This window comes from Limnobacter sp. MED105, assembly GCF_000170915.1.
Lineage (GTDB): Bacteria > Pseudomonadota > Gammaproteobacteria > Burkholderiales > Burkholderiaceae_B > Limnobacter.
The window spans coordinates 1-23,013 of the sequence record NZ_ABCT01000011.1 but is presented as its reverse complement, the minus strand read 5'-3'; the positions used below and the strand labels follow the sequence as shown (position 1 = coordinate 23,013).

25 protein-coding genes are annotated in these 23,013 nt (G+C 50.8%); 10 read left to right on the top strand and 15 right to left on the bottom strand.

Annotated elements, in window-relative coordinates; genetic code table 11:
- Nucleotides 1-7: 7 nt before the first annotated feature.
- Nucleotides 8-649, bottom strand: a complete 642-nt coding sequence (locus LMED105_RS10715; protein WP_008251077.1) for a DUF882 domain-containing protein — start codon at nucleotides 647-649, stop codon at nucleotides 8-10.
- Between the two features lie 71 nt (nucleotides 650-720).
- Between LMED105_RS10715 and gltX the strand changes: the two genes are divergently transcribed.
- Nucleotides 721-2,142 carry a glutamate--tRNA ligase gene (gene gltX / locus LMED105_RS10710; protein WP_008251076.1) on the top strand — a complete coding sequence of 474 codons (1,422 nt, stop codon included), beginning with the start codon at nucleotides 721-723 and terminating at the stop codon, nucleotides 2,140-2,142.
- A complete protein-coding gene (locus tag LMED105_RS10705; RefSeq protein WP_008251075.1) occupies nucleotides 2,139-3,353 on the top strand; it encodes an O-succinylhomoserine sulfhydrylase in 1,215 nt (404 codons plus the stop codon). Before gltX ends, LMED105_RS10705 begins: the two co-directional genes overlap by 4 nt.
- Before the next feature lie 73 nt (nucleotides 3,354-3,426).
- Here the strand turns inward: LMED105_RS10705 and LMED105_RS10700 are convergent, their stop codons facing one another.
- From LMED105_RS10700 to LMED105_RS10690, 3 genes are all read right to left on the bottom strand, one after another.
- Nucleotides 3,427-3,756 (bottom strand): H-NS family nucleoid-associated regulatory protein, encoded by a 330-nt coding sequence (locus LMED105_RS10700; protein ID WP_008251074.1) that lies wholly within the window; start codon nucleotides 3,754-3,756, stop codon nucleotides 3,427-3,429.
- Nucleotides 3,757-3,836: 80 nt separating this feature from the next.
- Nucleotides 3,837-4,430 carry an isochorismatase family protein gene (locus LMED105_RS10695; RefSeq protein ID WP_008251073.1) on the bottom strand — a complete coding sequence of 198 codons (594 nt, stop codon included), beginning with the start codon at nucleotides 4,428-4,430 and terminating at the stop codon, nucleotides 3,837-3,839.
- A gap of 87 nt (nucleotides 4,431-4,517) precedes the next feature.
- Nucleotides 4,518-5,267, bottom strand: coding sequence for an MBL fold metallo-hydrolase (locus LMED105_RS10690; RefSeq protein ID WP_008251072.1), 750 nt, complete (start codon nucleotides 5,265-5,267; stop codon nucleotides 4,518-4,520).
- 151 nt (nucleotides 5,268-5,418) lie between these two features.
- Between LMED105_RS10690 and LMED105_RS10685 the strand changes: the two genes are divergently transcribed.
- A complete protein-coding gene (locus LMED105_RS10685; RefSeq protein WP_008251069.1) occupies nucleotides 5,419-6,228 on the top strand; it encodes a sulfite exporter TauE/SafE family protein in 810 nt (269 codons plus the stop codon).
- Between the two features lie 5 nt (nucleotides 6,229-6,233).
- On the opposite strand, the gene LMED105_RS10680 is transcribed toward LMED105_RS10685, so the two are convergent.
- The 8 genes from LMED105_RS10680 to LMED105_RS10645 all read right to left on the bottom strand — a co-directional run bounded on the left by LMED105_RS10680 (nucleotide 6,234) and on the right by LMED105_RS10645 (nucleotide 14,332).
- On the bottom strand, nucleotides 6,234-6,923 hold the full coding sequence (locus LMED105_RS10680; RefSeq protein ID WP_008251067.1) for a hypothetical protein: 690 nt from the start codon (nucleotides 6,921-6,923) through the stop codon (nucleotides 6,234-6,236).
- 24 nt (nucleotides 6,924-6,947) lie between these two features.
- Nucleotides 6,948-7,454 (bottom strand): chemotaxis protein CheW, encoded by a 507-nt coding sequence (locus tag LMED105_RS10675; protein WP_232222743.1) that lies wholly within the window; start codon nucleotides 7,452-7,454, stop codon nucleotides 6,948-6,950.
- Between the two features lie 16 nt (nucleotides 7,455-7,470).
- Nucleotides 7,471-9,450, bottom strand: coding sequence for a chemotaxis protein CheA (locus LMED105_RS10670; RefSeq protein WP_008251065.1), 1,980 nt, complete (start codon nucleotides 9,448-9,450; stop codon nucleotides 7,471-7,473).
- Nucleotides 9,440-9,748 (bottom strand): lipid asymmetry maintenance protein MlaB, encoded by a 309-nt coding sequence (locus tag LMED105_RS10665; protein ID WP_008251064.1) that lies wholly within the window; start codon nucleotides 9,746-9,748, stop codon nucleotides 9,440-9,442. Before LMED105_RS10665 ends, LMED105_RS10670 begins: the two co-directional genes overlap by 11 nt.
- A gap of 25 nt (nucleotides 9,749-9,773) precedes the next feature.
- Nucleotides 9,774-10,139 carry a response regulator gene (locus tag LMED105_RS10660; protein ID WP_008251063.1) on the bottom strand — a complete coding sequence of 122 codons (366 nt, stop codon included), beginning with the start codon at nucleotides 10,137-10,139 and terminating at the stop codon, nucleotides 9,774-9,776.
- 16 nt (nucleotides 10,140-10,155) lie between these two features.
- Nucleotides 10,156-11,223, bottom strand: coding sequence for a methyl-accepting chemotaxis protein (locus tag LMED105_RS10655; RefSeq protein WP_008251062.1), 1,068 nt, complete (start codon nucleotides 11,221-11,223; stop codon nucleotides 10,156-10,158).
- 26 nt (nucleotides 11,224-11,249) lie between these two features.
- Nucleotides 11,250-12,854 (bottom strand): methyl-accepting chemotaxis protein, encoded by a 1,605-nt coding sequence (locus LMED105_RS10650; protein ID WP_008251060.1) that lies wholly within the window; start codon nucleotides 12,852-12,854, stop codon nucleotides 11,250-11,252.
- A 335-nt stretch (nucleotides 12,855-13,189) separates the two neighbouring features.
- Nucleotides 13,190-14,332, bottom strand: a complete 1,143-nt coding sequence (locus tag LMED105_RS10645; RefSeq protein ID WP_040513244.1) for an acyl-CoA dehydrogenase family protein — start codon at nucleotides 14,330-14,332, stop codon at nucleotides 13,190-13,192.
- Nucleotides 14,333-14,459: 127 nt separating this feature from the next.
- Here LMED105_RS10645 and LMED105_RS10640 point away from each other — a divergent pair, with 127 nt between their 5' ends.
- Complete coding sequence (locus LMED105_RS10640; RefSeq protein ID WP_008251057.1) at nucleotides 14,460-15,065, top strand: TetR/AcrR family transcriptional regulator; 606 nt, start codon at nucleotides 14,460-14,462, stop codon at nucleotides 15,063-15,065.
- 19 nt (nucleotides 15,066-15,084) lie between these two features.
- Here LMED105_RS10640 and LMED105_RS10635 read toward each other — a convergent pair whose 3' ends face one another.
- Both LMED105_RS10635 and LMED105_RS10630 read right to left on the bottom strand, forming a co-directional pair.
- The gene (locus LMED105_RS10635; RefSeq protein WP_008251056.1) at nucleotides 15,085-15,288 is read right to left on the bottom strand and encodes a YjfB family protein; all 204 of its coding nucleotides are present in this window, start codon (nucleotides 15,286-15,288) and stop codon (nucleotides 15,085-15,087) included.
- Between the two features lie 74 nt (nucleotides 15,289-15,362).
- Entirely contained in the window at nucleotides 15,363-15,686 is a 324-nt protein-coding gene (locus LMED105_RS10630) for a hypothetical protein (RefSeq protein ID WP_156799662.1), read from the bottom strand.
- A 177-nt stretch (nucleotides 15,687-15,863) separates the two neighbouring features.
- On the opposite strand from LMED105_RS10630, the gene LMED105_RS10625 reads away from it, so the two are divergent.
- Nucleotides 15,864-17,567 (top strand): acyl-CoA dehydrogenase family protein, encoded by a 1,704-nt coding sequence (locus tag LMED105_RS10625; protein ID WP_156799661.1) that lies wholly within the window; start codon nucleotides 15,864-15,866, stop codon nucleotides 17,565-17,567.
- On the opposite strand, the gene LMED105_RS10620 is transcribed toward LMED105_RS10625, so the two are convergent.
- On the bottom strand, nucleotides 17,492-17,977 hold the full coding sequence (locus tag LMED105_RS10620) for a hypothetical protein (RefSeq protein ID WP_008251053.1): 486 nt from the start codon (nucleotides 17,975-17,977) through the stop codon (nucleotides 17,492-17,494). The genes LMED105_RS10625 and LMED105_RS10620 overlap by 76 nt on opposite strands.
- Nucleotides 17,978-18,080: 103 nt before the next feature.
- Here LMED105_RS10620 and LMED105_RS16680 point away from each other — a divergent pair, with 103 nt between their 5' ends.
- The 5 genes from LMED105_RS16680 to LMED105_RS10595 form a co-directional block, all read left to right on the top strand.
- Complete coding sequence (locus tag LMED105_RS16680; protein WP_083797173.1) at nucleotides 18,081-18,320, top strand: DUF2798 domain-containing protein; 240 nt, start codon at nucleotides 18,081-18,083, stop codon at nucleotides 18,318-18,320.
- A 104-nt stretch (nucleotides 18,321-18,424) separates the two neighbouring features.
- Complete coding sequence (locus tag LMED105_RS10610) at nucleotides 18,425-20,506, top strand: FkbM family methyltransferase (RefSeq protein ID WP_156799660.1); 2,082 nt, start codon at nucleotides 18,425-18,427, stop codon at nucleotides 20,504-20,506.
- Between the two features lie 217 nt (nucleotides 20,507-20,723).
- Nucleotides 20,724-21,791: an oxygenase MpaB family protein gene (locus LMED105_RS10605; RefSeq protein ID WP_008251050.1), complete on the top strand. Its 1,068-nt coding sequence runs from the start codon at nucleotides 20,724-20,726 to the stop codon at nucleotides 21,789-21,791.
- Between the two features lie 36 nt (nucleotides 21,792-21,827).
- Entirely contained in the window at nucleotides 21,828-22,682 is an 855-nt protein-coding gene (locus tag LMED105_RS10600; protein ID WP_198006840.1) for an SDR family oxidoreductase, read from the top strand.
- A 5-nt stretch (nucleotides 22,683-22,687) separates the two neighbouring features.
- On the top strand, nucleotides 22,688-23,013 hold a 326-nt coding region (locus tag LMED105_RS10595), incomplete at its 3' end, for a TetR/AcrR family transcriptional regulator (RefSeq protein WP_008251048.1).

Here is a 23,013-nt window from a genome sequence, read left to right as displayed (position 1 = left end):
GCTTTATTTAACCACGCCAAACACGCTCCGGACCAGTGTCAGCGTGAATCCAGCCACCTTTTGCGCCCACACGGAAATAGAAACCTACGCCGCCTGCGCGGAAGCCCTCTACCAGTTCGCCCAGCACCCTGGGATGCAGGCCAGGCAAACGGAAATCAACCGCCTGACCTTTCAGATGCAGGGAATTGCGGGCAGCGGGCAAGCCTTTCTCGATTAAACGGGCATTTGTTTTTGGGCTTCTGTAACCCGAAGTAATTTCAACCGGTGCCACAAAGCCATAACGACGCACGAAAGCCTGTGCAGCCCACAGTGTGTCGATAATTTGCGTGTCCATGCGGAAAACTTGATTTGCCTGCACGTCTCGAAGCAAACCACAAATCTGTTCATAGGCGATTGGGTTAAGATGTCCGTCTTTCCAGTAGGTAATGTTCAAGCGCTCGCCCGATTGTGGGCGTACCATTTCAAGGGTGCGTGGTTGAAGCCAGAAAGTCAGATCTACCAAGCCTGGATCGAACAGATCGGGTGGTGGCACCAAGTCTGAACCAGCTGCCAATACTCCCCGATTCAAAAAGGTATCGACTGAGCCAATAACAGCCAAAGTACTTACTGCCTTGATGAATGAACGCCGGTCGAAATTGTGCATTGCCATAGCTTGTAGCCGAAACCTAAGAATTTACTTGAACTTATAATATGAGTTCTTTGAAAAAAAGTCACTAATCCATGTCAACAGATCACCAAAATCAAACAGTTCGCACCCGTTTTGCACCCAGCCCAACAGGCTATTTGCATTTGGGTGGCGCCAGAACCGCCTTGTACAGCTGGGCTTTTGCCCGCCACCACAAGGGACAGTTCATTCTTCGCGTAGAAGACACTGACGTAGAGCGATCCACCCCAGAAGCCGTTCAGGCCATTATGGATGGCATGGCTTGGTTGAATCTGGATTACGACGAAGGCCCGTTTTTTCAAATGCAACGCATGGACCGTTACCGGGCCATGATCGACAAACTGCTTGAAAAAGGCGATGCCTACCTTTGTTACTGTACGCAAGAAGAATTGAATCAAATGCGTGAAAAGCAACGGGAAAATGGTCAACGTATTCGATATGACGGCACATGGCGCCCAGAGGCCGGCAAGGTACTGCCCACGCCACCTGCAGATGTAAAACCCGTGGTGCGTTTCAAGAACCCGCTTAGCGGCGCGGTGACTTGGGACGACCTGGTGAAAGGCCCCATTTCGATCAACAACGAAGAAATGGACGACCTCATTATCGCCCGCCAGGACGGCACACCCACGTACAACTTCTGTGTGGTAGTGGATGACTGGGAGATGAAAATTACCCACGTGATTCGCGGTGATGACCACATCAACAACACGCCCCGCCAAATCAATATCCTGAAAGCGTTGGGCGGCGATCAACCCATTTATGGGCATATCCCGATGATTCTGGGACCCGACGGTGAAAAGCTGTCCAAACGCCACGGTGCGGTCAGCGTGGTGCAGTACCACGAAGAAGGCTTTTTGCCCGATGCCATGATCAACTATCTGGCCCGTTTGGGCTGGAGCCACGGTGACGATGAATTGTTTAGCCGCGAACAGCTTATTGAGTGGTTTGACTCCACCAACCTGTCGAAATCGGCCGCGCAGTTCGATCCGGAAAAGCTGAAGTGGGTTAATGCCCATTACATGAAGCAAGCGCAGCAGGAAGTATTGCTGTCGGATTTGCAAACCCGCCTTGAGAAAGAGGGTGTGAATGCGTTTGAAGGCCCCAAGCTGGCCGACGTGCTCGACGTGGTGCTGGAGCGAGCTTCCACTTTGGTGCAATTGCGCGATGAAGCCGCCCTGTTCTACAAGGTGCCAAGTGTAAATGTTGAAGAATTGAAACCCATGCTGGAAGAAGCTGGCGTGCGTGCAGCCTTGGCCGAATTCAATGAAGGCTTGAACAGTGTGGAATGGAATGTGGAAGCGCTGAGCGGTTTGGTTAAAACCACCATTAAAAACCATGGCCTGAAAATGCCAAAGCTTGCAATGCCTCTGCGCTTGATGTTGACTGGCATTACACAAACGCCTTCAATCGACAAGGTGATGAACCTGTTGGGCAAGCACACTGTACAAACTCGAATTGCGCAAGGACTGCAATCATGAGCAACAACAAACCGAAGGCCAACCCGGCAGACTGGGCCACTGCCACCAAGGCGATTCGTGCGGGCAGCCACCGCACAGAGTTTGGCGAGCACTCTGAAGCCATGTTTTTGACATCCAGCTTTGTGTTCGACAATGCAGCGCAAGCCGCAGCCCGCTTTGCCGGCACCGAAGAAGGCAATGTGTACGCGCGTTTTACGAACCCCAGCGTGCAAATGTTTGAGCAGCGCCTGGCTGTGCTTGAAGACATGGAGTATTGCCTGGCCACGTCCAGCGGCATGGCGGCAATTACAACAACCTGCATGGGCCTGTTGAATGCGGGTGACCACATTATTGCGTCCAAAGCCTTGTTTGGCGCCACAGTGCAGTTGTTTGTGAATATCCTCTCCCGCTTCGGGATCGAGACCACATTCGTTGACGGCACCAGTATGGAAGCTTGGGAAAAGGCGATCAAACCCAACACGAAGTTGTTCTACAGCGAAACGCCTTCGAACCCGCTGACCGAAATTCTGGACATGCGCGCACTGAGCGACCTGGCCAAGAAACATGGTATTTACAACGTGGTGGACAACTGCTTCTGCACCCCTGCTTTGCAAAAACCAGTCGACTTTGGCACGGAAATCATCATTCACTCCGCCACCAAATACCTGGATGGCCAGGGCCGAGTGTTGGGCGGTGCCATTTGCGGCCCGAAAGACTTGCTGAAAGACAAAATTTTGCCCGTGCTGCGCACGGCAGGCCCCACTTTGTCTGCTTTCAACGCCTGGGTGTTGTTCAAAGGCCTTGAAACGCTAAACATTCGCATGCTGGCGCAGTCTGCTGCGGCGCTTGAAATTGCAGGCTGGCTGGAAGCGCACCCCGCTGTCAGCAAGGTGTACTACCCCGGCCTGGGAAGCCACCCGCAACATGCGCTGGCCATGAAACAGCAAAAAACCGGTGGTGCTATTGTGTCGTTTGAGGTGAAGGCAAGCAACGAGGACGATGCCCGTGCCAAGGCCTGGCATGTCATTGACAGCAGCCAGTTGATGTCAATTACTGCGAACCTGGGTGACACGCGAACAACCATTACCCATCCGGGCACCACCACGCACGGAAGGCTTAGCCCTGAAGCGCGTGAAGCCGCGGGTATCAAGCAAGGTTTGATTCGTTTGGCGATTGGCCTGGAAGATGTGGCTGACTTGAAGAAAGATTTGCTACGCGGCTTGGGTGGGTAATTAAGCCAAGCGCTCAACAAAAAAGCCGCTGATTTAAACCAGCGGCTTTTTTTAATAAATCAACACCACAAAATCAAACACGCATTTGGTCTTCAGTCATGCCTTTCGCCATGGCTTCTTTCATCCAGTTTGGGCGTTTGCCGCGACCCGACCAAGTGAGTGAAGCGTCTTGGGGATGGCGGAAACGCACAGGCGCTGGGCCCAATTCGCGTTTGCCTTTGGGCTTGGATCCGCCCAACTCAGCAAAAAGCTCTTCAAGCTTCAACCCTTTCGACGCTGCCAATTTCTTGACTTCTTCAATGGCTTGCAGTTTAGAGCTGCGGTCATTCAATTCTTTTTCAATGTCTGACTTCAACTGCTGAAGCTCAGAAGCACTTAAAGCGGATAGATTTAGTTTTTTCATTTTTTCTTTTTAAAAAAGTTTATTAACAAGCCCGATTGTAATTAAATTTATTGTTAATCACAAACGTGAAATTAAATTGATTACTTAATGAGGTCAAGTGCAAATTTAAAATGCTCATTTTCTGCACTTTCCAGCCATTCAAATACGACCATTTCTGTGGTCACCAATTCTGCGCCATTACCGGCCAAACGATCAAAGGCTGCATCACGATTTCTATCGGTTCTCGAGCCACACGCATCGGTGACTACCCAAACTTCCATTTCTTCATTCAGTAAATCGAGCGCTGTTTGAAGCAGGCACACGTGGGCTTCAACACCGGCAACTACAATACTGGGACGCTCTGATTCCTGATTATTTTTCTGCAAATGCTTGGGTAAACTGCGTGCATTGCCAGCAGGTGCTTTGCTGGTCAACAAATCAATCAAACCTTCAGGGCAGGCGCTGAAATGAGTTTTACGCATGGTGGCTTTGCACAGTGCACCAAGAGCAGGCACAAAAGGGCCTATTTTGTCGGGCATATGCTCGGTACCAAATACAGGCACGCGCAGCTTTTTGGCCAGCGTGGCCAATATCAAGGCGTTTTTGTAAACATCGTCAGCCTGGTGTATGGCTGGCATCAGTTTTTCTTGATAATCAATTAAAACGAGTTGACTGGATTCGTGGTTCAATAACATTCGATGTGAAAAACCAAAGTGCAAAATAAGAGCATACAAGGTAATTCATGTCAAAAACACCAACCATGGAACAACTCAATCATTGAATCAGCCTTGTTTACTTTCCGTAATCTGCTGACAATATTTTTCAAGCTCTTCCGGCAAATGGCTGGGACAAACTCCACAAAGACGATTGCCTGGAACTGCATAATCAATAAACTTGGGATAAGGCAAATTCAGATTGCCCATGATTTCGATAAACTCTTCGAGCGTTTTTTGATCACCCAAGCGAGGATTTCGATTTTTCTCTTGTCCAATCGAAGAAACCCGTCGATTTTGATAATCATGCCCAGGATAGACCAAAGTATCTTCAGGCAAGCAAAATAGTTTCTCTTTCACGCTTTTGTACAAAGTGGGTGCATCACCATTCTGAAAATCAGTTCGCCCACAACCATCAATCAACAAGGCATCCCCGGTGAAGACGCGTTCTCCCAAGCGATAAGAGAAGTGGCCATCGGTATGACCAGGGGTGTGCAACGGTTCAATTTGCACGCTGCCCACCACAAATGGCTGCCCCTCTTCGATCGCATGGTCGGTGCAAGGCAAACGATCAAAAGCAGGCGCAGCAATTTTACTGCCCACCTTGCTTTTCAGTTCAAGCGCGGCAGTAATGTGATCAGCGTGAATGTGCGTATCCAGGGTGTAGGCCAGTTTTAAACCGAGTTCACTCAACACGGCGAGGTCTCGTTCCATCACAGACACTACCGGATCAATCAACACGGCCTGCCCGGTTTGTTCGCAACCCACCAAATAGGTGTAGGTGCTGGATACGGGCTCAAAAAGCTGTTTGAAAATCATCTTTTAACCTCAATGCTCTATATATGCGCAACTACGCATATAATAGACACATCTTTCTTTTTTGTCGCCTGCAATACTGTATCCGGGCACACACTGTCAAAATGTACGACATTCAACACATCCCCAGACAACTTTTGAAACAGGCATTCGCATGATTGGTACCTTGGCTTTGGGGCTTTTGGTGGGCTTGGTCATGGCGCTGACTGGCGCTGGTGGAGGAGTGCTGGCGGTACCTTTGCTGGTTTTCACCACCGGGCTGCCCGTGCAAGAAGTGTCTGCAATCGGCTTGCTGGCAGTGGGCCTGGCAGCCACACTCGGCGCTTTTTTGGGTTTGCGGGCAGGCGAGGTGCGTTACAAGGCGGCTGGCCTTATGGGGTTTGTTGGCTTGCTGCTATCGCCAGTTGGTTTTTGGGTGGCCCAGCAAGTAGACACCAAGGCACTGGGGCTGGCCTTCTCAGTGGTTCTGCTGTGGGTTGCTTTCAATGCATTTCGGGGGGCCGCCAATTCGGAAATGAATGTGATTGATGCACCACCCGATTCCGAAAAAAGTAAATGCCCTTGCATTCGAAGTCCGGAAACCGGTCGCTTCATCTGGACCTGGCCATGTGCACGGGCACTTGTTTTCTCGGGTGCCGTGGCAGGTTTTCTATCGGGTTTATTGGGTGTGGGTGGCGGATTTGTGTTGGTGCCCGCCTTGCAACGCTTCACCAATTTAAGCGTTCAATCAGTCACGGTGACCTCTTTGGCAGTGATAGCGATTGTTTCAACTTTCGGGGTATTGAACAGCGTTGGCGCTGGTGTCTTCAACTATGAAATAGGTATTACCTTTGCAGCCGCTGCGCTGTGTGGCATGTTGTTTGGCCGCTTGGTTTCAAACAAAATGCCAAGTACCCAGTTGAAAAAAGCATTTGGTGCAATGTGCGTCGTGGTCGCAATTCTGATGGTGATCAAGAATATTTAAGCCTGTCAAAATCCAGGCGTAATTCCGAAACCCAAGGTGAATGCCCTGGCATTTTGAAAGGTGCCGTAGTCACTGCCATAGCTGGCATCGATCTGCAAAAAATCAGGAATGAGAGTGTAGCGCGCACCGATCCGCCAACTCAAAGCGTCTTCGACACCTGAATAAGTTTCAACCGAAAACCCGATTCGCTCGTTGAGTGAATAATCGAGCGCCGCGGCCTTGAAAACACTGTTGTCGCTTTGAATTTGATCACTGTATTGCAAATAGCCAAGATTCAGGTGAAGCAGTAAATCCTCGCCCCTCAAAGGCACAGATGCAATCGTGGTCAGCAGTGTTTCTTGTGAAGACTCATCGGTAGACTTCAGGCGCCCCCACTCTCTGCTGGCCGCCAGGCCGAACCCAGGAGAGTCGCTCGTAAAGTCTTGAAAAATATGTTTGTAACCAAGCGAGGATAGGAGTTGATCTTCCTGATTTCCATGAACCCTACCCAGCCCAAGACTAAACTCGCCCTGGCCCAACAAGTTACAACCACCATTGAAATTATGTCGTCGCAGTTCTCGCGATGATTCGGTCCAAAAATCAAGCTGACAGGTTCTGAATTCTGCAGCCGACGCATCGTCAGTTTCAATGGGGCGGCCAGCTTGTGCCGATTGAATATTGGCCAACATCAACAAGGCACAGGCGGCGAATCGCATCAAAAAAAGTTTCCTGAAAGAAGTTCAGGCACCCGCAATGGCTTCCTCTTCGATGCCGGCTGATGCCTGTGTTAAAGCGTCCTGATCAATATTGAAATCCATCAGGCGTTCTACATTTAAAAGTAGCACAAACTCCTCGCCTACTCGCCCAACGCCCTTCAGAAAATCGGTATTCACACCAGCACCAAACTGGGGTGGCGGGTTCACGGAGTCGCTGGACACATCAACCACGGCGTTGACTGCATCTACCATGAAGCCGATTACCTGCGACTCATCCTGTACGCTTGATTCAAGTATCACAATGCAGGTACGGCGATTCACTGAAGTTTTGCCTTGACCGAATCGCGCCGATAAATCAATGACCGGTACCACTGCGCCGCGCAGATTGATCACACCGCTGATACAAGCCTGCATCATGGGTACCAATGTGATATTGCCGTGTTCGATAATTTCTTTGACGCGCAAAATTTCTACGCCCAGTTTTTGTTGATTCACTTGAAAGGTTAGGTACTGCTTGATTTCTGCGTTCATTTCCATTCCTTTAGATTCAGTTTTTTCCCATGAAACTGCGAGTGATGGACTGCCCCACTTCACTGATCAGTTTTGGGATATCCACAATCAAAGCCACTTCACCGTTGCCCATAATGGTGCCGCCGCTGACAGCTGGGTTGCCTTCAAACAAACCACCCAAGGGTTTGATGACGGTTTGAGATTCACCGAGCAAACGATCAGCCACAATGCCAACCTTCAGCCCGCCATGGCTTACCACGATGATGTTTTCGCGCTTGGGCTTGTCACTTGTTTCACCAAACACTTTACGCAGACGAATGCAAGGCAAGTATTCGCCTCGCAAGTCGTAACTTAAGTCCACTGCATCGCTGCCGCCGCCCTGGCCTGTCAGTTCTACACATTCGCGCACGTAGGCCAGTGGAATGACATACACGCTATTTCCAACGGCAATTTGAAAGCCATCAATAATTGCAAGCGTAAGGGGCAAGCGAATTTCAAATGTAGTGCCCACACCCTCTTTGGAGCGAACATTCACGGTGCCGCGAAGTGCTTCGATGTTTCGCTTGACCACATCCATACCTACACCACGTCCCGAGATGTCAGTGACCGCTGCCGCCGTTGAAAAACCTGGAGCGAAAATCAGCATATTGATGTCCGACTCACTCAAGGACTGTGTAGCCGACACAATGCCTTTCTCAATGGCCTTGGTCCGAATCTTTTCATGTACCAAACCCCGACCGTTGTCGCTGACTTCAATCACAATATGACCACCATCGTGATAGGCATTCAGTGTAAGTTTGGCTTTGTCTTGTTTGCCAGCGCCCAGACGTTCATCGGGTGTTTCAAGCCCGTGGTCCATGGCATTGCGAACCAAATGCATCAGCGGGTCGCTGATTTTCTCGACCACCGACTTGTCCAGTTCGGTTTCCTCACCCTGAATGATCAAGTCGACCTCCTTGCCCAAGGATTGTGCTGTGTCACGCACCACACGTTGAAAACGCTGAAAACATTCACCGATTTCAACCATGCGTAAACCCAGAGCACCATCACGAATTTCTTCGATGAGGGCACCTACTGCACAGGTGGCTTCCAACAGGGCAAAGCTTTGAGACTTTCGCGCTTGCTCAACGGTACCCGCGTTGGCAATTACCAGCTCACCAACCAAATTGATCAGCGCGTCCAGTTTGTCGGACTGCACTCGAATGGTGGAAGTGGCTGCTTTGACTGGCGCTTTTCTGGCCGCAGTTTTCAACTCGCGTACTTGCTCTGAGACCGTGTTCTTCTCTTCGGTCACAGGAACAGCCACGGCAGCAGAAGTCACAGACACCTTGCACTCTTCGGGCAAGAACTCAAAGGCATCAAGAATTTCTGCTTCCGATTGCTCTGTTTCATAAATTGCTTTGAACCCTAGAAAACAAGATTCAGGATCAAACTCGCCTAGTTTTGGAATGTGTTGTAACTGAGGCTCCATCGACTTGAACTTTCCTGACTTTGCCAGATAGTTGAAAATCGAATAAGGATCAAAACCATCGCGAAATGTGTCCACGCCCAGTTCAACCTGTATCAGCCACTGGCTTGTACCAGTTGACACGGCGTCCGCTGGCTCATCCAGCAAATAGGCCTTCAACTGCCCAGTCAGCCCGGCTTGCTCAGCCACACACTGTTGATCGAGATCAGCTGCATCAACACCACGCTCCAAACTTTCAACCAGGGTGTGAACCTGATCGCAGCAAGCCAGCACCAGATTACCCAACGCAGAATCAAATTGAAGTTCCTGATTTCGAACGCGATCCAACACGGTTTCAAGATCGTGAACAAAGTGAGTAATGTTTGCAAAACCGAACACCCCCGCACTGCCCTTGATGGTGTGGATGGCGCGGAAAGCTGCATTCAGCAATTCCAGGTCTTCGGGATTTTTTTCCAGTTGAAGAATCAGATTTTCCACATCGGCCAACAACTGGTAAGCCTCAGCGAAAAACACACTCTTGATGGAGTCCAGATCAATATCAGTGCTCATCAGAACCTCGCTTGCCAGGTACCAACAATTCACTCAAACCGAGTCGCTCTGCCTTGGCCAGAAACTCGGGTGTAACCCCAGTCCAGTCGACCCTGTTTTGAAACATCGGATCGAGTCGAATGGCTGCAAGCAGTTGAAGACCTGCGGTGTCAATGTCGTCGCATGCAGAAAGATCCAACAGCAAGTTTTCTGAAGTTTCCAGTGCAACTGAAATTTGGTTCAGGTTGTTGCTGGCCTGCGCAATCGTCAAGGCATTGAAGCGCAACACCTGCGCTTGCCCGGTGATAGTATGTTCCATGGTTCACCCTCCTGTGGCGCAGCAGTTAAGCCACCAGCTTGTTGACAGCGGCCAGCATTTGCTCGGGCTTGAATGGTTTGACCATCCAGGCTTTCAAACCTGCCGCCTGACCCTGCGCTTTCAATGTGTCGTCGGTTTCAGTGGTCAACATGATGATGGGTACAAACTTGTAATCGGGCATCTTTTTAACCTCCCTTACAAAGCTCAAACCATCCATATTTGGCATGTTCAAGTCGCTCACGATCAAATGTACTTTGCGCCCGTCCAGCTTGGTCAATGCGTCTTTGCCGTCGCAACCTTCTATCACTTCAAAACCCTGAGACTTCAAAGTCATGCCCACCACTTGACGCAGTGAGGTGGAATCGTCAACTACCAATACTGTTTTACTCATGCTCAATTCTCCTGATTCAGAAAAAGGTCAGCTCATCGCTGCCTGCTTTTCCGGACTTCGCGGCTTTGTTCTCTGTAGCGCCACTGCCGTGGTTCTGACGCTCTTCAGCCATGGTGTATCCACTCTCCAGGGTGTGCATCAATTCGCCCACCGAGATCGCCTCCAGCCCGGTTGTGCATTGCTCACCAAACTGTTTCAAACTGTGATCCACATGGCCGATGATCTGGCTGACACGGTCCTGAAACTGAAAATGAACAATGGCAGCACTGAGTTCATTGCTGACATAACCGGTGTTTTTCACAATGCCATCGCTGGCACTTTGCAAGGGGCGTGTCACCGCCTCAAACTGCTGAATCACCTGTTTGAAGGTATGGTCTGAATCAGATAGCAAGTCCTGATCAGAGGCTTCCATGCGAATGGCGCCTTCACTGGCTTTTCTCGCGGCAATTGCAATTTGCTGAATACGGGTACGGATTTGCTGCCCGGTTTGTGCAGACTGATTTGAAAGTTTCCGGACCTCATCGGCTACCACCGAAAAACCGCGTCCCTCTTCACCGGCACGCGCAGCTTCAATAGCAGCGTTCAGGGCCAACAAATTGGTTTTGGCAGCAAGATCCTCCACTGCTGAAGCCATTTTGCTGAGCTCTTCGGTTGAAGCGATAAAACCTTTCACTTCTTCCATCAACTCGGCTTTCTCCAGAAAGGCCCGGCGAATCTTGTGCTGCATGGCCTCGAGGCTTGACTGGGACTGGTTGATCAAACTTTGATCTGACCCGCCCGCTTGACCAATAATGCCAGCGGCCTCTGTGGCCAGGCTCATGGTTTCGTTCAAGCGCTCATGGATGGATGAAAAAGCCGAGGTCAGTTTCACAACGCCTTGTTCCATTTGCCCATTTGCAGTGTTTAACTGCGAGCACAAAGTGGGTGCCCATCGCTCAGCCAAATCCTTGAGGTTCAAGTGACTTGTTTCAATCAAGGTTTCTGCCTTCGCATGCTCAGTAGCCAAGGCGGAAAGCCTTTCTTCAGTACACTGTGCACCACCCGCCTTGCCACGACCTGTAAACCATTTTTTCATGAATTTCATGACCGACTCCAGTACGCGAATGCAGATTAGAATTCACCAAATTCATCATCGGTTTTCGCGACTGCATTGCCTTGCTTTACTTTCCCACGCGCTGGTTTGCTCATGCGGCTCATTTGCTGGCTGCTGGTCTTGAAAAAAGCCACCAGGTTCTGCAGTTGGGCTGCGTGGTCATTCATTTCCTCGGCGGTGGCCGCCAATTCTTCGCTTGCACTGGCGTTTTGCTGGGTGATCTGACTGAGCTGAGTCATTGACAAACTGATTTGCTGACCCGCTGATTTTTGCTCGTCACTGGCTGCGGTAATTTCCTGTACCAAATCACTGGTGCGCTTGATATCGGGCACAATCTTGTTTAACAAAGTGCCAGCTTTCTCGGCCACATCCACACTGGACTCTGCCAGTTTGCCAATTTCCTGCGCCGCTTCCTGACTGCGCTCAGCCAGTTTCCGAACCTCAGTGGCCACGACCGCAAACCCTTTGCCATGCTCGCCTGCACGGGCTGCCTCAATGGCTGCATTCAATGCCAACAAGTTGGTTTGATAGGCGATGTCATCAATAATCATGACTTTGTCAGCAATGCTTCGCATGGCTTCTACAGTGCTTGCAACCGCCTTGCCACCCTCTTCTGCATCGCGAGCAGCCTTGGTTGAAATGTCCGATGTAACGCGTGAATTGTCCGAGTTCTGGGTGATGGATGAACTGATTTGTTCAATCGACGCAGTGGTCTCTTCAACGCTGGCAGCCTGCTCACTTGTTGCATTCGACAGGTTGCCGGAAGTTGCACTGACCTGCTCGCTGGCCGTGGCCAGGCTGTCACAACTGGCACGTACTTCGGTTACAACACCAGCCAGTCGTTCAGTCATCTTTTTCATGTCGTACAGCAAACTGGTGGTGTCACCTTTGGCCAGTTGAATATCGACGGTCATGTCGCCATCAGCAATTCGTTTCACCAAATCACCTGCATAGGAAGGCTCTCCACCGATCTGTCGCATCACACTTCGGGTAATCAAGAAGCCCAAGGCAATGCCTGCTGCAAAAGCAAACAGCACAAACACCGTCAATGTCCACTTGGATGATTCATACAAACTTTCAATAAAACCGACAGTCTTCAAGGCATTTTCTTCCTTGTTGGCAGTCAATTGCTCAAACAGTGCATCCGTTTCCTTTGCATGCTGGCCTTGTACTTTCCAAGTGGCCAAAAACTCGGCTGGCAATACCATGTATGGCTCTTTCTCTGCTGCGTCTGCCAAAGCACGGGTCGCACTTAACCAGTTTTTGTGTTTTTCGCGAACCTGTTTGATCAATTCACGCCCCTCAGGAGAAATGAAAAGCGGATCCGCTTTTTCAATGACCTCTTCCAGCTTGGTAAAGCGTCCTTCGAGACCCGCACGGGCCTTTTTGCGAGCTTCTTCATCTTTGGCAATCAGAATGGTTCGCCAATCCCGCGCGGCCGCGGCGCGATGAATACCCGCGTCTTTGATGTAAGAAAGGCCCATCAACTCACGATCATAAATTGCGCGTGACGCGTCATTGATCTGGTTCATGTTATACAAACCGAGACCGCCAACCGCGGCCGTAAGAATGGAGGTGACCACAAAGGCGGTCAGTAGTAATTTTTTCAGCGTCAATTTCATTTGAGTTCCCACAAATAGAAGTGTTCTTTGCAATGGCTTGGCGGTGACGAATCGCCCATTGAATGAATGGGTCGTTCGTACTTCAGGAAGGCTTTCTTTGTCTATTTAGGTGATCTAGAAACCGATGAGGAACTGCTTGTCATTCAGGAATCAAACTGCTTGATCAAGGCAAGAATTGCTGGGTCAACCCGATGGGTTAATCCAAAGCCATGACTTATTGTCGGTAAGAAAGGACGAAAAATAGTGTCTGAAAAAAGGGGATCCCCCCTACTTGCGGGGGAGTACGGGCATAAAAAAACCCGCCAGAAGGCGGGTTCTTTTTCAGCCGGTTCTGCTCAAAGCGAACGGGCAATGATCTCTTTCATGATCTCGCTTGAACCACCATAAATACGCTGCACCCGGGCATCTGCATACATTTGTGCAATCGGGTACTCCATCATGTAACCGTAACCGCCAAAGAACTGTAGGCATTCATCAATCACCTTGCATTCCAGCTCGCTCAAATGCAATTTGGCAATCGATGCAGTCGCCGCATCCAGCTTACCAGCCACCAGTTTCTCAATCGAATTGTCAATGAAAGCTCGAGCCACCACCGCTTGAGACTTCAGTTCGGCCATTTTGAAACGCGTGTTCTGGAACTCGAAAATCGATTTACCAAAAGCCTTGCGTTCTTTCGTGTATTCCAGGGTAATTTCAATGGCCATCTCAATGGCAGCCATCGCACCCACGCCCAGCATCAAACGCTCGTAGGGCAATTCAACCATCAGCTGCATGAAGCCCATGCCTTCGGCACCCAACACATTCTGGGTTGGAATGCGCACATTGTCGAAGAACAATTCACAGGTGTCTTGCCCTTTCTGCCCAAGCTTCTCCAGAATACGGCCTACCTTAAAACCCTCTGCTTTCTTGGTTTCAAGCAACAACAACGTGGTACCTTTCGCACCGGCGGAAGGGTCGGTTTTGGTGACCAGAATAATTACATCGGCCAGGTAACCGTTGGAGATAAAAATCTTCGAACCATTCACCACGTAGTGATTGCCGTCTTTCACGGCACTGGTACGAATACCCTGCAGGTCTGAACCGGCACCGGGCTCACTCATGGCTATCGCACCAATCATTTCACCGCTTGCCATTTTGGGCAGGAAGTATTGTTTCTGTTCTTCCGTACCGTGATTCAAAATGTACTGGGCTGCAATGGCGTGTACATGCACACCGAATGAACGATCGCCACTGTAGGCCAGTTCCTCAAACAACACAGCCATGTGCGTGAAATCACCGCCTGCACCACCATATTCTTCAGGAATATCCGCCGACAACAAGCCCATTTCGCCGGCCTTGTTCCACAATTCACGGTCCACATGCTGCTGCTTGGCCCACTTGTGTTGGTTGGGCTTGATCTCGGTTTCTACAAAACGGCGAACGTTGGAACGGTAAAGTTCGAGGTCGGAATTCATCCAGCTGGGCTTGGGGTATCTCATTTGTCTCTTCACACTCTCAAAGTTATAGGTCACATGACCGAATGTCGTGAAATGATTATAGGTCACATGACCTATTTGTCAACAATCAAGCCCACGTTTGAAGCAAAATTTGAGTTAAAGTACGCCCATGAACACACACGCCACCACAGACAAAGGTCAAATTCGTTCGCAGGAAATTCTTAGCACCGCCCAAGCTGTATTGGCCGCCGAGGGTTATGCGGGGCTGAGCATGCGCGGCGTGGCCACGCAATTGGGCATCTCGCTAAGTACGGTGCAGCATTACTACACCAACAAGGAAGCACTGATTGAAGCCTTGCTGACCTATGTGATGGACAACTACCAGGCTGCGGTTGAGCAAGTAATGAACGCAATGAGTGACAAAAGCCAGCTTGAGCGTTTTAAAACCATTATTGACTTGATTCTGATTGAAATTCGCCGGCCTGAAACCTTTGGTGTGCTGGCAGAAATCTATGCCTTGTCAAACCGTTTGCCATTCGCAGCACGTTTGGTCGAGGCGGTGTACGCCCGGGAAAGAAAAGAAATCTTCAAACTGATCTACGGCTTGGAGCCAAAGATCAGCAAAGCGGAATACAAGTTGAGAGCTGCCATGATTGTGGTGCAAATTCACGGCTTGGTTTCACAACTGGCTCAAGACAACGACCCAAGCCTTAGCCGAAAGCAACTGGAACAAGCTGCCAGGCAAAGCTTTTTGATGTTGGCTACGAAGGCCTGACCGGCCTTGCAGCCAATCTTCAGGCGTAAACGTTCAGGCGGGTACCCAAGTTGCCACTGGTGGCCAATGCTGGGGGCTGGGGAATGGACTGAATAAGCTGCGCCACGGAAGACTCTGCGATGTCCATGGTTTTCTTGAACACCGCAATTTGGCCTTGTTGAATCGACTGTGCTTGCTGCATTTGTACCGTGGCATTCACCATGGCTGCTGGGGAAACATCCATTTATTCTCTCCGTATCTGTAATTCTGATAACGGCAGTTTGCGCTGAAACTTGAGTGTTTGATGGGTGCAGGATTTCAGTGCCCTTTTTTGGCACGGTCCAGTATTTGAACCACCAGTTCGCTGCGTATTTGCTCACCCCGTTCCACATTCTGGGTATGCAACAAAACATTTTCTTCAATCAGTTTTGCCATAGAGCTCAGCAATACATAGATAAGGTCTTCTGCCTTGAACATGGCGGCATTTTGAAGAATATTCAACGCGCCCAGACAACAAGAATGGCGCAGCGCCATTTCATCCACGGCCAGGTCCCCGTAATCAAGTGGGTCCTCCTTGGCAACTTCATTGACCAACATCACAAGGGTGTTCAAATCAATTTCTACTTGATGCGTTGTTGCCATGGTGTTTCTCCGTGGTGAGCACACCTTCGTTCTACCATAGCGCTGTACAGAAAACCAGCACAAAATGGGTGGGATACCAACCTTAAACTGGGCCATTAAATAATTACAAATATTTGCATTTATGATTTAATTAAGTAATTATTAAAACATAAGCCAAAAATTACAGGGATGAACGCCATGAAAACCGCCAAAGAACTGCAAGCCAGCCCAATCGTGGGCGAAACCCACCAAGTACAGAATGTGGCCAGCGAATTGCACAGCTACAACCTGTTCACCACCGATGCGGCGCTGCTTGAAGGCGTGAAGCGCGAAGGTGGTGCCTGGGGAATTCCAGAAATCGCGGCCTTTGGCGACAAATGTGGCAAACCCGAGTACCTTGAGTTGGGTTTTCTGGCGAATAAATACCCCCCTGAACTGGACACACACGACAGGTTCGGCAACCGGGTCGATTCCGTGCGCTATCACGGTGCTTACCATGAATTGATGAAATCGGCCTTGGAAGAAGGCCTGCACAGCCAGCCATGGACGAACCCACGCGAGGGTGCGCATGTGGTGCGCGGCGCCAAGGCATTCATGCAAAGCCAGGTGGAGGCCGGCCATGGGTGCCCCGTCACCATGACCTTTGCCTCCATTCCAAGTTTCCGCCTGCAACCTGAAGTGGCTGCCATTTTCGAGTCAAAAATACTGCATCGCGGCTACGATCCCCGCAACCTGCCCGTCGATGAAAAACTGTCTATTACTGTGGGCATGGGTATGACCGAAAAACAGGGGGGCTCGGATGTGCGGGCCAACAGCACAGTGGCAACACCAGTGAACCAGCCCGGTGCCGGGCAAATGTATTCCCTGGTGGGCCACAAGTGGTTTTTGTCGGCACCCATGTGCGATGTGTTTTTGATTCTGGCGCAAACTACTGCAGGGGTATCGTGCTTTGCAGTGCCACGCTGGTTGCCCGATGGCACCAAGAATGCATTGAACGTGATTCGCCTGAAAGACAAAATGGGCAACAAATCCAATGCCTCCAGCGAAGTGGAGTTTCGCGGTGCCCAGGGCTGGCTGATTGGCGATGAGGGGCGCGGCGTACCCACAATTATTGAAATGGTCAGCCTGACCCGCTTTGACTGCATGGGTGCATCGGCAGGCCTGATGCGCGCTGGCTTGGCCAACGCCATTCACCACTGCAAACAGCGCGCGGCATTTGGTGCCAAGCTGATTGATCAACCGCTGATGCAAAACGTACTGGCGGATTTACAGCTGGAGTACGAAGGTGCCATGGCTTTTTCAATGCGCATGGCCCGCGCACTTGATTTGAAAGACAGCGACGAACACGAAGCACACCTGGCGCGGCTGGCCACCGCCGTGGGCAAGTACTGGATTTGCAAACGCGCGCCGCAACACAGCTACGAAATCATGGAGTGCATTGGTGGCAGTGGCGTGATGGAAAATTCGATTTATCCACGTCTGTTCCGCGAAAGCGTGATCAATCCGATTTGGGAAGGCAGCGGGAATGTGCAATGCCTTGATGTGCTTCGCGCCATTGGAAAAACACCAGCCGTGCTCATGGCCTTCAATGCCGAACTGAATAAGGCGCGTGGCGGCAATTCAATTTTGGACCAATACCTGGACAGATTGAACGACCAATTCATGCAATTGAACCCTGCTGACATGCACGGCCTGCAATACAGCGCCCGAACCATGGTGGATCAAATGGCGTTGGCTTTTGAGGCATCGCTGCTGGTGCGCCATGCGCCCGATGCGGTCAGCGAGGCATTTTGTGCAAGCCGCCTGGCAGCACAGGGCCACCACAACTACGGTGCATTACCCAAAGGCTTGAATGTGAAGTCAATTATCGAGCGGGCCGACCCAGGCGTGGTGAAAGCGTAATTCCATTGAGCGGGTATTGCCACACCCCGCGCCTTGACCGACAGACTGTGCACCATGTCGTGAAAAGGCTTTCGCATGCGGGGAGTGGGCCAATACAATTGCCCAGCCAACGCGGGTTGCTGATCCAATACTGCTTCAATAGCGGGTATACAGTCGTTCCATACCAAGGCGTGGGGCCATAAGGTAAAAGCCCATTCAATGCTTTCCTGCTCGGCCAGCACCGAACTAAACGCCTCACAAGGCTTGCTGTGCAGTTGCACAACCTCGCCGTTCTCCATGCACACCGCTGCCATGCAGTAACGCCCCTGTCCGGCGCCCGAGGCATCCACCAGCACATGCCTTCCTGTGCCGAACACGGCTGTCGTTCGATTTTCCACGGCCACACGAAACACCATGAACGCTACATCCATTAAAAAAGCCAATCTGTTGATAAAAATGAGGGTGTTTACCCTGAGGGTGACCGCCCACAATTGTCGCTAAAATGCCCAAGTTCGAGAACCTCCACAACACAACATGAACGCCGTACCCCAAGCCCAACCCGGAAAACTATTCCAGCTGGTCTTTGCTCTCATTATGGGATTTCTCATGGTGGGCATTGTCACCTTCGTTACTACTGCCAGCAATTTTGGTTTCGGCAGTAATTTTCTGGCCACCTGGGGCAAAACCTATGTCATCGGGTATGTGGCTGCCGTACCTGCCATTTACATGTTGGCCCCCATTGCCAGACGACTTACAGTCCAATTGCTGAACTAATGCACTGAACCGGCATTCCCCCTTTTCTCTGGTTTTGAACAGACCGGCCCCGAGCTTATCCTTGTGGTGAACAACACCCAAGTAACAGGCTCAGGAGCCAGCACGTGACGGAATTCAAGCGCACTCAGGAAATGCACCAGTATTATCGCGACATTCTGGTGAAAACCTACTTTTTTGATGAATTTGGAAAAATACCCAAGGACAAGTTGATCGCCCTGATCGACTCCAGTGCCTGCGACCCCATATTCTGCGCTGAAGCGCTACACAACTTTCAGTCTGGGTTACCCGCTGCAAAAGACTTGGCACTCAAACAAATGGTCATGCTGATTGCGCAATCTCATTTGTCGATGGATAAACATCGCAATGGCATTCAAAGCCCGCTGCCTGCAGCCTACAAAAAAGGGATTCGCGACGGGCTGATGCGCGTGCTGCAAAAAGTGCCCAGCGTGAAATACCTGATCAATGCCATTCAGATTTTGTATCGCATTGGTGAAATTGACGAGGCCATGGCCTTGGTTCGCAAAAATGAAAAAGTAGTCGACACCTCACCACACCTGCAACAAATTGTGGCCATGGTTTACACCATGGAAGAACGCTATGAAGACGCGTTGCCCTACCTGTTAAAGCTTGTTGATTCGGGTGCGCATCAAAGCAACTCACTGATCAAGCTGATGAGTATGGCTTGCATGTACAAGCTGGGGGCACTGCCCGATGAACCAGTTGATTTCGCAAGCCTTGCCAATGCACCGGAAACCCTCAATTCTGCATTTCCATACGAATGGCTGATTGCGCCCGGTAGCGCAAACCGCAGCAAACCCACACTGCTGATTGCCTGTGATGACAAATATTTCTACGAGCACGCCTTGGCCTTGGTGTACTCCGTACTTGAACACAACCAGGCCGATTTGCTGATTCACTTTCACCTGTATACACCCAATGCCAGCGTGGTAAAGGGCGTGCACCAATTGGTCGCAAAATACCCGCAGCTTGAAATAACTGCAACGTCCGAACCAATCGATTTGAAATCGCCGACCAAGGTGGTTGAATTTGCAACCCGCCGGTTTGCTGCCTGTCAGGCATTGCTTGCGCATTTCGACGCACCCATTATATTGCTGGATGCCGATGCACTGTGGCGTAAACCCTGGAGGCAAACCATCGGTGAATTGGCCAGTGACAACGATGTCATCGTTTGCCAACCCAAGGCAGCACCTTTCTGGGAGCATGTGGCCGCTGGTATGGTGTACCTGAACAACACCCCCGCAGCACAACGCTACATTGCACAGGTAGTCGCCTTCATTGAAGACAATTTGCGCAAAGGAAAATCACTCTGGTTTCTCGATCAAATTGCCCTGTCGGCCTGCCACCACGAGGCGAACAAACACCAATGGGGAATACAATTCGCCAGCATTGCGCCAGACAGGTTGATGGACGTAAACCATGGCGAGAATGCGCTGACCTGGGTAGTGACCAACCAAAAACACGCAGCGGGTGCCTACGCCGATTACAAACGCGCTCTGCAACAGCGCCACGGACAACTGCCTTACTCAAGCCCCAACGATGCGTTCCTGGCCATCAGCCAGCAAAAAAAACCGGTTCAGTTTATTCAAGTGGGTGCCATGGACGGGGTCAGCTACGACCCTATTCATCCGTTTATTCGCAACTTTGGATGGCACGGCGTGTTGGTTGAGCCCCTGCCCGACATGCTGGAGCGTACACGCAATAACTATCAAGGCTGCACTGGCCTTGTGTATGAAAACGTGGCAATTACAGAACAGGTAGAAACGAAACCACTGTATCGCATTGCTCCTGAAGTGATTGTGAAACACAAGCTGCCTGACTGGCTCAAAGGCATGTCCACATTCAGTGACACCAAATTGAAAGACTATCAACAATACGTCACAGTGGAAGAAGTACAGTGCATGCCCTTGATGAAACTGATTGAGCGCAACCCATTGCCACACATCGATGTATTCCAGATCGACACCGAGGGATACGACTACAAAGTATTCAAACAACTCGATTTCTCGAAGTTCAGACCCACCATTGTCAACCTTGAAATCGTGAACCTGAACGCAGACGAAATGCATGCACTTGAGCAGGACTTGTTTGCTCAAGACTACGTGTTTTATCGCTATGAATTCGACATGATCGCAATGGACAGACGATGGTTTCAAAATGCGACTTGAATGCGACTAAAAATTCGCTTTAGTCTTGGGCATTCACATTGTGTGTTTATGCCCCATGACGACCATAGATCATCCACACCCCGCACGGCTTAGACCATTCCATTTCACGCAAATTAAAACACCTTGGCTCATTCGAAAACTCTTGGGCCGGCCATTCGCCCCCTCGCCCGAGGAATACGCAAGGCTGCACCACGGCCTTTTTGAAGGCGACCCTGCAATGGATTGCTATATTCAAGCCCGCATTGAGCAATCGCCCCACAAAGCCGACTGGAGAGAGTTTCACCAAGCACTGCTCGCAGACGATCCACTGGCCTTTCAAGGCAGCGATGCGCTCCACACCTTGATTCAGTCCACCTGTATCAACCCCGTGTGGGTAGACTGGAAATTGATTGAAGAAGGAGTGCAGTTTATTCACAGCACCGGGCGGGCTGCAACCGATGTGTTGCGCGATATGGCACTAATGGGCGGCTACTTGATGGTGGCGTTCAACAAAACCTTGATTCTCACAGGTGAACTTGAAAAAGGTGCAGCGCCTCGGCTGGCCAGCACTGCACAATGGTGGCTGAAAGTGGTCAACCCACGTGCCAACCATGCAGGTGGCCCCGGCGCTATTGCCACGCTTCGCGTGCGGTGGATGCATGCCTTGGTTCGCCACCAGTTGCGAAACAGTTCCGACTGGGATTCGAGCCAATGGGGTTTGCCAATCAACCAGGTTGACATGGCCGCCACCTATTTGGGATTCAGCGTGGTCATGCTGCTTGGCTTGAGAAAAATGGGCATCGTCGTGACACCGCGCAATTCAAGAGCGGTGATGCAATTGTGGAAACTGATTGGCTGGCAAATGGGCGTGAAAGAAGAATGGCTTGTAGACACCGAAACACAGGCACTGATTGCACTTCGACAATTTTTATTCACCCATTCCCCACCCGACGAGTCAACCCACAGATTGGCCACAGCGCTGGCCGGTGAACCGTTAAGCCGCAACTACACCTCGCTGCAAACACTGCGCAGGCACTATGCACACCAAAAGCACTTGAGTTCTTCCTGGTATTTGTTGGGGCCACGCCTGTTTAACAAGCTGGGGCTGCGCGCACCTTTCGGCCCGTTCATTGCCCTGTTGGCTGTACCGGCCAGAGCCTCATCGCACTTGTTGAGCCGCTGTGTGCCTGGGCTTTCAGCCCGACACCGCAAGCTGGGTCGCGAGTCGCAAGAAATTGCCGTGGCTGAACTTCAACAACGACAAGCCGAGCAACCCATAGCCCCAATTTCTATCAACGCGAATTGAATACGAACATTAAGTCGTATTAAACTGAACGTTTGATTGAATAAAAACAAGGGAGACACCATGGGAAGCTGGGCGAATAAAACCGTGTTCATCACCGGCGGCAGTCGTGGTATTGGTCGGGAAATCATTTTACGACTGGCCCGCGAAGGCGCCAACATTACCATTGCGGCAAAGTCAGACCAGCCGAACCCCAAGCTGCCAGGCACCATTCATTCTGTGGCACAAGAGGCACGTGAAGCAGGGGGCAACGCCCTGCCCGTTGCGACCGATGTACGGGATGAGGAGCAAATCAAGCGAGCAGTACAAGCCACCGTGCAGCAGTTTGGGGGCATTGATTTGTTGGTCAACAATGCTGGCTTCTTGGGTATTACCCAACTGGGCATTACTGAAACCAAAAAATTCGACCTGATGCATGCTTTGAACACCCGTGCCCCCTTGATTACGATGCGCGAATGTTTGCCACACTTGCAAGCCAGCAAGGGCACCGTATTGAACCTTTGCCCACCCATGAATCTTGACGAAGGCTGGCTAGGTGCTTTCATCCCTTACACCAGCACCAAGTACGCCATGACACTGCTCAGCATGGGGTTTCAGCAAGAGGTGAAAGCCAAAGGTATTGCAGTAAAAACACTGTGGCCGGCCACCTTGATTGCGACTGCGGCGGTGGGCATGTTCAGCGGCGAAGAAGGTTTGAATGTGTCTCGCAAACCCGAGATAATGGCCGATGCAGCCTTTGAGTTGATCAACCAGCGCGACCGTTTTTCATCGAAGGTCAGTTGGCTGGATGAGGAAGTTCTGCGCGAAACAGGCATTTCCGATTTCACCCAATATGCCAACAACCCCGCGCGCGCAAATGAAATTCAACGGGACTTCTACATCGGCAAATTCTGAACACCATGCGCAAAATTCCACAACAACAGCGCTCGAAAGAACTGGTGGCGCGCCTGGTTGAGGCTACAGCGCAATCGGTTCGAGAACATGGCATGGACAAGTTCACCACCCACCATGTGGCCGAACTGGCCGGGGTTAGCGTGGGTTCGCTTTATCAGTACTTTGATTCACGCGAAGACCTGGTTGAAGCACTTCTGGAGGATGTAACCCAGAATTTGCGAACAGGCTTGAACACGCTGGTGCTTTTGAAAACCACCGACCTGCGCGACATGGTCGAAAAGTCAGTTCACTTTGGCATGGGCTTTTTACGTGCCGACGACGGCCTGGCCAT